The sequence below is a fragment of the Neisseria sp. HMSC070F02 genome (assembly GCF_001814225.1).
GTDB lineage: Bacteria > Pseudomonadota > Gammaproteobacteria > Burkholderiales > Neisseriaceae > Neisseria > Neisseria meningitidis.
This window is the reverse complement of the sequence record NZ_KV815397.1, coordinates 1-8,264: the sequence shown is the minus strand read 5'-3', so window position 1 is coordinate 8,264 and position 8,264 is coordinate 1. Positions and strand designations below refer to the sequence as shown.

At 52.3% G+C, this 8,264-nt stretch carries 7 protein-coding genes; 3 read left to right on the top strand and 4 right to left on the bottom strand.

Going from position 1 to position 8,264, the window contains the following annotated elements; genetic code table 11:
- Positions 1-268: 268 nt before the first annotated feature.
- A complete protein-coding gene (gene rmpM, locus HMPREF2959_RS03900; RefSeq protein ID WP_002212455.1) occupies positions 269-997 on the bottom strand; it encodes a peptidoglycan-binding outer membrane protein RmpM in 729 nt (242 codons plus the stop codon).
- A gap of 363 nt (positions 998-1,360) precedes the next feature.
- On the opposite strand from rmpM, the gene HMPREF2959_RS03895 reads away from it, so the two are divergent.
- Positions 1,361-2,311 carry a CysB family HTH-type transcriptional regulator gene (locus tag HMPREF2959_RS03895; RefSeq protein WP_002212453.1) on the top strand — a complete coding sequence of 317 codons (951 nt, stop codon included), beginning with the start codon at positions 1,361-1,363 and terminating at the stop codon, positions 2,309-2,311.
- 112 nt (positions 2,312-2,423) lie between these two features.
- Here HMPREF2959_RS03895 and fnr read toward each other — a convergent pair whose 3' ends face one another.
- Positions 2,424-3,158 (bottom strand): fumarate/nitrate reduction transcriptional regulator Fnr, encoded by a 735-nt coding sequence (gene fnr, locus HMPREF2959_RS03890; RefSeq protein WP_002212452.1) that lies wholly within the window; start codon positions 3,156-3,158, stop codon positions 2,424-2,426.
- A gap of 204 nt (positions 3,159-3,362) precedes the next feature.
- Here fnr and hemN point away from each other — a divergent pair, with 204 nt between their 5' ends.
- Positions 3,363-4,784: an oxygen-independent coproporphyrinogen III oxidase gene (gene hemN, locus HMPREF2959_RS03885; RefSeq protein ID WP_002243255.1), complete on the top strand. Its 1,422-nt coding sequence runs from the start codon at positions 3,363-3,365 to the stop codon at positions 4,782-4,784.
- Between the two features lie 6 nt (positions 4,785-4,790).
- Here the strand turns inward: hemN and HMPREF2959_RS11950 are convergent, their stop codons facing one another.
- Together HMPREF2959_RS11950 and HMPREF2959_RS03875 are read right to left on the bottom strand one after the other, a co-directional pair.
- Positions 4,791-5,063: a hypothetical protein gene (locus HMPREF2959_RS11950; protein ID WP_168165452.1), complete on the bottom strand. Its 273-nt coding sequence runs from the start codon at positions 5,061-5,063 to the stop codon at positions 4,791-4,793.
- Between the two features lie 74 nt (positions 5,064-5,137).
- The gene (locus HMPREF2959_RS03875) at positions 5,138-6,712 is read right to left on the bottom strand and encodes an inorganic phosphate transporter (protein ID WP_002212449.1); all 1,575 of its coding nucleotides are present in this window, start codon (positions 6,710-6,712) and stop codon (positions 5,138-5,140) included.
- A 324-nt stretch (positions 6,713-7,036) separates the two neighbouring features.
- On the opposite strand from HMPREF2959_RS03875, the gene HMPREF2959_RS03865 reads away from it, so the two are divergent.
- Positions 7,037-8,137, top strand: a complete 1,101-nt coding sequence (locus HMPREF2959_RS03865) for an anhydro-N-acetylmuramic acid kinase (RefSeq protein ID WP_002243254.1) — start codon at positions 7,037-7,039, stop codon at positions 8,135-8,137.
- Positions 8,138-8,264 lie beyond the last annotated feature (127 nt).

Below are 8,264 nucleotides of genomic sequence, written 5' to 3'. Positions count from 1 at the left end.
GCCTTGTCCTGATTTTTGTTAATCCACTATAAAGCACGGCAATGGGACACAAACCTGAATCTGAATCTGAATCTAAATCTGAATCCGAATCCGAACCTGCACCTCGATTCTGACGATAGCCGTTTCAGAAAACCACCCAAAAAAACAAACCCCGCAAAAGCGGGGGTTTGTTTCACATCATCGATGCCGACCGACGTTTCACGAATATTGCAACAGTACCTGGTACAAAATCCACTAACCTCATGCATCGGCAAGATATTGCCTAGCCTTAGTGTTGGTGATGATTGTGTGCCGGCACAACCTGACGGGTTACGATGCTGCGGATTTTCACATCCACACGGCGGTCAGGTTCGATACATGCAATCAGAGCCTCACGTTTTTTGGCTTTAGAGACTTTCGCACCCAGTTTGGCAACTTCGGCTTCACAAACTTGAGTCATTTGCGCTTGAGATTCGCCCAAGCCGACAGCAGAAATTCTAGAAACAGGTACGCCGTTGCTGACCAGGTTGTTTGCCACTACGTATGCGCGGCGTTCGGACAGGGCCTGATTGTATTTGTCAGAACCCATAAAGTCGGTATGGCCTTCGACGCGGACAGATTGGACATTGGTTCGACTCAGGCGTTGCGCCAATACTTTCAGGTTGTCTTGAGCTTCGGCGCGCAATGAATCCTTATCGAAACCGAACAGGGTTTTGGCAGACAGGGAAATGGTTTCATCAACATATTGCGGAGCCTGCTCCACAACGACGACAGGCGCGGGTGCGGGTTCGGGTTCTGGCTCGGGTTCGGGGGCAGCAACCGCATCGCCGCATTCTACGCGACCTTGGCTTGCTTTATCAAAGTAGGCGTTTTTCCAGCATTCGCCATAGTTGTTGCGTACGATTTCGTTCGACTGGCCGCTTACGGTGTAACCCTGAACGGACGCCTCGCCCGCAACAGCAGTGCCGGAAGCGAGCAATGCAACGAATAATGCGCTTAATTTCAGCTGTTTGGTCATTTTATTCCCTCATTAAATTTGTACAGCAGATACAGAAGCAACTGCTGAATTGCCAACATACAGGCCGCTGTAGAAACATGGCGGCAAATCGGATATTTCAGTCTCCACTATAAAGAAGCAGGGGGAGGACTGTCAATACTCAACGCCTGAAAACAACCGTAAAACAGCCTGTTTCCTGATAGTCTATCATGCCGAAAAATCAATTCCGTGTCATTACTTTAGGGGGATTTTTTCCATATCGCACGATTGCCGTTGCACAAAAACAACAAACACAACGGCAAAGCCCCATACCGTACCGGCAAGAAAATATGATAAATTATAAACAATGTTCAGCCACCCGACACAGACCCACACCGACCCGCCATGAAATTACAACAATTGAAATACGCCTTAGAAGTTTACCAGCACAACCTGAACGTTTCCGAAGCGGCCGAAGCCTTGTTTACTTCGCAACCCGGCATCTCCAAACAAATCAAATTGCTGGAAGAAGAAATCGGCATTCAGATTTTTATCCGCAGCGGCAAGCGCGTGGTTTCGGTCTCGCAGCCGGGCAAGGTGGTTTTGGATATTGCAGAACGTATTTTGCGCGATGTTCAGAACATTAAAAATATCGGCAGCGAGTTTACCGGACAGGACAGCGGTTCGCTGACGGTTGCCACGACGCATACTCAGGCACGCTATGCCCTACCCTTGATTGTTGCCGATTTTGTGAAACGCTATCCGAAAGTCAACCTGACCATCAAACAGGGGAGCCCTGCCGCCATCGCACGTATGGTTACCTCAGGCGAGGCGGACTTGGCGATTGTTACGGAACGGATAGACGACCATCCCGAACTGGGAAAACTTCCCTGCTATGACTGGACTCATGCGGTTATCGTACCGAACGACCACCCCTTGCTCGAATGCAGAAACCCCCTCCGCATTGAAGATTTGGCGAGGTTTCCGCTGATTACTTATGAATTTGCATTCAATGCGGGCAGCAGCATCGCGCGGGCATTTTCCAAAGCCCGTTTGGAACAGCCGGATGTCGCATTGGCGGCGGCGGATACGGACGTATTGAAGACTTATGTGCGCTTGGGTTTGGGCGTGGGACTGATGGCGAAAATGGCGTACAACCCGGATACGGACGGCGATTTGCAGCTTGTGGATGCGGCACACCTGTTCGAGCCGTCGCCGACGTGGATTGCTTTGCGCAGCGATACTTATTTGCGCGGATATGCCTACGACTTTATCCAAGCGTTTGCGCCGCACCTGACACGCGAGAAGGTGGATAGGATTCTGTACACGCCCATCAGCGAGGATTTTTCGATTTAGGCGGCTGCCGGTTTTCAGACGGCACTTTGCGGCAGATACAACAAACAGGACAGATGTTTTCGTCTGCCCTGTGTTTATTGAGAATGCCGTCTGAAATGTTCGTACGGGTTAATCAAATGGCGTGCGAACAACCGGATACCATCTTCTTCAACACCTGCAGATTGAGGATCTTGATGTGTTTGTGTTCGACGGAAATCAATCCTTCCTGATGGAACTTGGATAATGTGCGGCTGACGGTTTCAAGTTTCAGCCCAAGATAACTGCCGATTTCTTCGCGAGACATTCTTAAGATGAAGTCGTTGGCAGCAAAACCTCGGGAATAAAGGCGTTGGGAAAGGTTCAGCAGGAAGGCGGCAATCCGCTCTTCGGCGCGCATATTGCCCAACAGCAGCATAACACCTTGGTCGCGCACGATTTCACGGCTCATCATGCGGAAGAAGTGCGTACGCAGGCTGGGGATGTTTTGCCCCAGTTCTTCGATGTGGGTAAACGGCAGTTCGCACACTTCGCTGTCTTCCAAGGCGACCGCGTCGCAACTGTGCACATGGGAACAGATGCCGTCCATGCCGATGAGTTCGCCCGACATAAAGAAACCCGTTACCTGATCGCGGCCGTCCTGACTGGCGACGGTTGTTTTGAAGAAGCCCGAACGGATGGCAAAGAGCGAGGTAAAGGCTTCGCCGACACAGAACAGGTATTCGCCCTTTTTCAGGCGGCGGCTTTGACGGATGACGGCATCGAGTTGGCTGAGCTCGTTGGGCAGCAGCCCGACAGGCAGGCAGAGTTCCCGCAAAGAACAGGAAGAACACAGCGTTTTCATCTGATGTGTAGTATTATGCGAAGCCATACCGTACCTTTTTGTGCGCTTTGCCCCATCATGATTATAGTGGATTAAATTTAAACCAGTACGGCGTTGCCTCGCCTTGTCCTTATTTAAATTTAATCCACTATATGTGCTTATTGACACATATCAAGACAGGTTTATCATACTGTGGCATTCTACCAAACTATCCAAAATTTGACTAACATCATAAAATCGCACACACACACCATGAAAATCATTCAGATACAGAACAAGCACAATGTAAACGATGACCGCCCCGAGTTTGACCGCGCGCTGATTGCCAGCCTGCCCGCCAGCGGTCCGCGCTACACTTCCTACCCTACCGCCGACCGTTTCCATGACGGTTTCCGCGAAGGCGAATATATCAAAGCTTTACATTTGCGCGGTATGGGCGCGTTAAACAAACCGCTTTCCCTTTACATTCACATTCCGTTCTGCAACACCATCTGCTACTACTGCGGCTGCAACAAAATCATCACCAAAGACAAAAGCCGCGCCGATGCCTACATCGAATATCTTGAAAAAGAAATGGAACTGCTCGCTCCACATCTGAACGGACGGCACCAGCTTGCCCAACTGCACTTCGGCGGCGGCACGCCGACCTTTTTGAGCGACGAACAGATCGAACGTGTCTTCCGCATGATACGCAAACATTTCGAGTTAATCCCCACCGGCGAATACTCCATCGAAATCGACCCGCGCAAAGTCAGCCGCGACACCGTCCTCATGCTCGGCAGACTCGGCTTCAACCGCATGAGCATCGGCATTCAGGATTTCGACCCCAAAGTGCAGGCAGCGGTCAACCGCATCCAAAGTTACGAAGAAACCAAAGAAGTCATCGATGCGGCGCGCGAAGCGGGGTTCAAATCCGTCAGCGTCGATTTGATTTACGGCCTGCCGCACCAGACTTCGGAAAGCATCAAAACCACCATCGATACCGTTTTGTCGCTCGATCCCGACCGCCTCGCCCTTTATCACTACGCCCACCTGCCGCACGTGTTCAAACCGCAACGCCGCATCGATACCGTCGCCGTTCCCGACAGCGAAGAGAAGCTCGATATGCTGCAATACTGCGTCCAAACCCTAACCGAACGCGGCTACGTCTTCATCGGCATGGACCATTTCGCCAAACCTGACGACGAACTCTCCATCGCCCTCAAAGAAGGCTTCCTCCAGCGCAACTTCCAAGGCTATTCGACCTACGCGGATTGCGATTTGGTCGCCATCGGCGTGTCGTCCATCGGCAAAATCGGCAGCACCTATTCCCAAAACGAACGCGACATCGATGCCTACTATGCCGCCATCGACGAAGGCAGACTGCCCATCATGCGCGGTTATCAGCTCAATCAGGACGACATCCTGCGCCGCAACATCATTCAGGATTTGATGTGCCGTTTCGCGCTCGACTATCGGATTTACGAAAGTATGTTCGGCATCCCGTTCGACCGCTACTTCAAAGACGAACTGGCGGATTTGGAAAAACTCGCCGGCTTGGGATTGGTGCGCCTGAACAGCCACGGGCTGACCGTTACCCCGAAAGGACGCTTCCTCATCCGCAACATCGCCATGGTCTTCGATTACCACCTGCGCCACAAAGAAACCAAGGCGAAATATTCGCAAACGGTGTGATTGCGTCTAACGTACAAATGCCGTCTGAAAGGCTTTTTCAGACGGCATTTTGCTGCCGGCAGGATAAGTGTTTTCAAGAACAGGCGGCGGCATATCATAACGTTCCGCACCTTTGTGTCCGACCGTTCCGAAACCAAGATATAGTGGATTAACAAAAACCAGTACAGCGTTGCCTCGCCTTGCCGTACTATCTGTACTGTCTGCGGGCTTCGTCGCCTTGTCCTGATTTTTGTTAATCACTATACCAAACGGCATATCCCGACAGAACAGATTGTGCATAAGGCACAAGCCCGCACATTCCATCAACAAAATGCCGTCTGAACACGGGTTCAGACGGCATCAGTATTTTACAATCAGAATACTGCCTGTAAAACCAAGTAGCAGACAACCGACAATACGGCGGCGGCAGGCAGGGTAATGACCCACGCCAAACCGATGGGCTTCATCAGTTTCCAGTTGGCATTGCGGTTGACCAGACCGATACCGAGTACCGCGCCGACCAAGATATGCGTACTGGACACGGGCAGCCCCATCAGCGACGCGCCCATCACGACGGATGCGGCGGACAGTTCGGCGGTAAAACCCGAAGCAGGATGCATTTCCGCCAAACTCGTACCGACGGTTTTAATCACCTCTTTACCGACAAACCACAAACCGACAATCAGCGCGATACCGAAAGTCAGCATCGCAATCGGGGGGACGACATTTTGCGCGGCAACGCTGTTGGTACGCAAAACATCCATAATCGCGGCAAACGGACCGATGGCGTTGGCGATATCGTTCGCCCCGTGGCTGAATGCGAAGCCGCAGGCGGTAAAGACCTGCATCCATGAAAACATCTGAAAGGTCGATTTGCCCAAGTCTTTACGCTTGAGGCTTTTGGCAAAAACAAACGTCCCCATCCACACCGCCGCGCCTATCATAAAGATGGTCAGGAAGCTGTTGACGTTGCTCATCCCCAAATGCAGGTTTTTCAAGCCCTTGAAAATCAGCATAGCGGAAATCATCATCGCGCCGAACGAAGCGATAAAGGGAATCCAAGAATGCAGTGCCTTGTAGGAATCGACATTGTTTTTACGGTTGTCGAACGCATAAAGACCGCGGTAATACTCCGATTGCAGCTCTTGCGGATCGAATTCGGGTTCGTCGTAAATTTGCGCGTCGTGCGCCATTTTGGTGGCGTACTCGACTTTTTCGGCTTCGGACAAACCCTCGAAAAACAGGCGGTGCCGTTCTTTATAGGCCTTTTTTTCCTGCTTGATGCCCTTGAGCGTGCCTTCCGCCCAAGCGTTGTAATCTAAGACGTTTTTCTTGACGCGCGAAAACAGGAAATAGGACACCGCGCCGCCCAACACGGGCGACAATACCCAAGAAACACCAATACCGCCCAGCTTGCCCCAACGTATCAAATCGCCCGATGCAGCATCGTTCATTACCGCCATACATACCGCGCTGCCGACAATGCCGCCGATAATGGAATGGGTGGTAGATACCGGAAGCCCTTTTTTCGAGGCAAACAACAGCCACAACGCCGCCGCCAAAAGCGCGGACATCATAATAAACACAAACTGTATGGGTTCGAAATCAACACCCTTCAAATCGACGATGCCTTTGCGTATGGTATTGGTTACCTCACCGCCCGCGATGACCGCGCCGCTGACCTCAAATACCGCCGCAATCAGCAAAGCCTGCGGGATAGTCAGCGTACCCGCACCGACGCTGGTGCCGAAAGAATTGGCAACATCGTTGCCGCCGATGTTGAACGCCATAAACACGCCGAACATCGTGGCAATAATGAATAAGGCGGCGTAATTGTAATGGGTATAACCCAAGCCCCAATAAATAAAATAGCCGACTGTACCTACCAGCATGGCGGCAAAGACGGCGTTGATGGTTTTAACATTTGCGCTCATTTGGATTTGAGCCATGGCAATCTTCCTTTAATGTGGTGGAAATCATGAGTGTTGCCGACACTGTACTGCTGCCTCCGGTCGAACTGCCGTTTCGGGATATGGCAGACGCATCCTTCCTTCTGAACCGCATCCGAATACCCCCAAACCTGACCGAATGCAAAACTGCTGCCGGAAACGGTTTGTATGACACTTCTACTACTGGATGTTGCGGGCGCATTATAATATTTTTCCATCCGTCTTGAAACATTTATTTACACTTTATTTACACTGCGGCGGCAAATCGGTATACGAGCGTCAATACACGTTAAAATGGCGTTTTGCACCAGTTTGGGAGTGATGATGGAAACACAGCTTTACATCGGCATCATGTCGGGAACCAGTATGGACGGGGCGGATGCCGTGCTGGTACGGATGGACGGCGGCAAATGGCTGGGCGCGGAAGGACACGCCTTTACCCCCTACCCCGGCAGGTTACGCCGCAAATTGCTGGATTTGCAGGACACAGGCGCGGACGAACTGCACCGCAGCAGGATGTTGTCGCAAGAACTCAGCCGCCTATATGCGCAAACCGTGGGCGAACTATTAAACAAGCAAAACCTCGCGCCGTCCGACATTACCGCCCTCGGCTGCCACGGGCAAACCGTCCGACATGCACCGGAACACGGTTACAGCATACAGCTTGCCGATTTGCCGCTGCTGGCAGAACGGACGCGGATTTTTACCGTCGGCGACTTCCGCAGCCGCGACCTTGCCGCCGGCGGACAAGGTGCGCCGCTCGTCCCCGCCTTTCACGAAGCCCTGTTCCGCGACGACAGGGAAACACGCGCGGTACTGAACATCGGCGGGATTGCCAACATCAGCGTACTCCCCCCCGACGCACCCGCCTTCGGCTTCGACACAGGGCCGGGCAATATGCTGATGGACGCGTGGACGCAGGCACACTGGCAGCTTCCTTACGACAAAAACGGTGCAAAGGCGGCACAAGGCAACATATTGCCGCAACTGCTCGACAGGCTGCTCGCCCACCCGTATTTCGCACAACCCCACCCCAAAAGCACGGGGCGCGAACTGTTTGCCCTAAATTGGCTCGAAACCTACCTTGACGGCGGCGAAAACCGATACGACGTATTGCGGACGCTTTCCCGTTTTACCGCGCAAACCGTTTTCGACGCCGTCTCACACGCAGCGGCAGATACCCGTCAAATGTATATTTGCGGCGGCGGCATCCGCAATCCTGTTTTAATGGCGGATTTGGCAGAATGTTTCGGCACACGCGTTTCCCTGCACAGCACCGCCGAACTGAACCTCGATCCTCAATGGGTGGAGGCAGCCGCATTTGCGTGGTTGGCGGCGTGTTGGATTAACCGCATTCCCGGCAGCCCGCACAAAGCAACCGGCGCATCCAAACCGTGTATTCTGGGCGCGGGATATTATTATTGAGCGCAAATACCGTCTGAAAGCCATTTCCGCCGCTCAGACGGCATTTTCGCCCCTTTTGTTTACAAACCCTTAAAATCCATTTACACTTAAACCCGTTCAAAACAAAACAAACCCTGCCATGAAAACC

Bases quoted from the DNA above. Each gene is read 5' to 3' on its own strand.
- rmpM (WP_002212455.1), bottom strand. From the start codon at position 997: ATGACCAAACAGCTGAAATTAAGCGCATTATTCGTTGCATTGCTCGCT.
- hemN (WP_002243255.1), top strand. From the start codon at position 3,363: ATGAAAATCATTCAGATACAGAACAAGCACAATGTAAACGATGACCGC.
- HMPREF2959_RS11950 (WP_168165452.1), bottom strand. From the start codon at position 5,063: ATGCACAATCTGTTCTGTCGGGATATGCCGTTTGGTATAGTGATTAAC.
- HMPREF2959_RS03875 (WP_002212449.1), bottom strand. From the start codon at position 6,712: ATGGCTCAAATCCAAATGAGCGCAAATGTTAAAACCATCAACGCCGTC.
- fnr (WP_002212452.1), bottom strand. From the start codon at position 3,158: ATGGCTTCGCATAATACTACACATCAGATGAAAACGCTGTGTTCTTCC.
- HMPREF2959_RS03895 (WP_002212453.1), top strand. From the start codon at position 1,361: ATGAAATTACAACAATTGAAATACGCCTTAGAAGTTTACCAGCACAAC.
- HMPREF2959_RS03865 (WP_002243254.1), top strand. From the start codon at position 7,037: ATGGAAACACAGCTTTACATCGGCATCATGTCGGGAACCAGTATGGAC.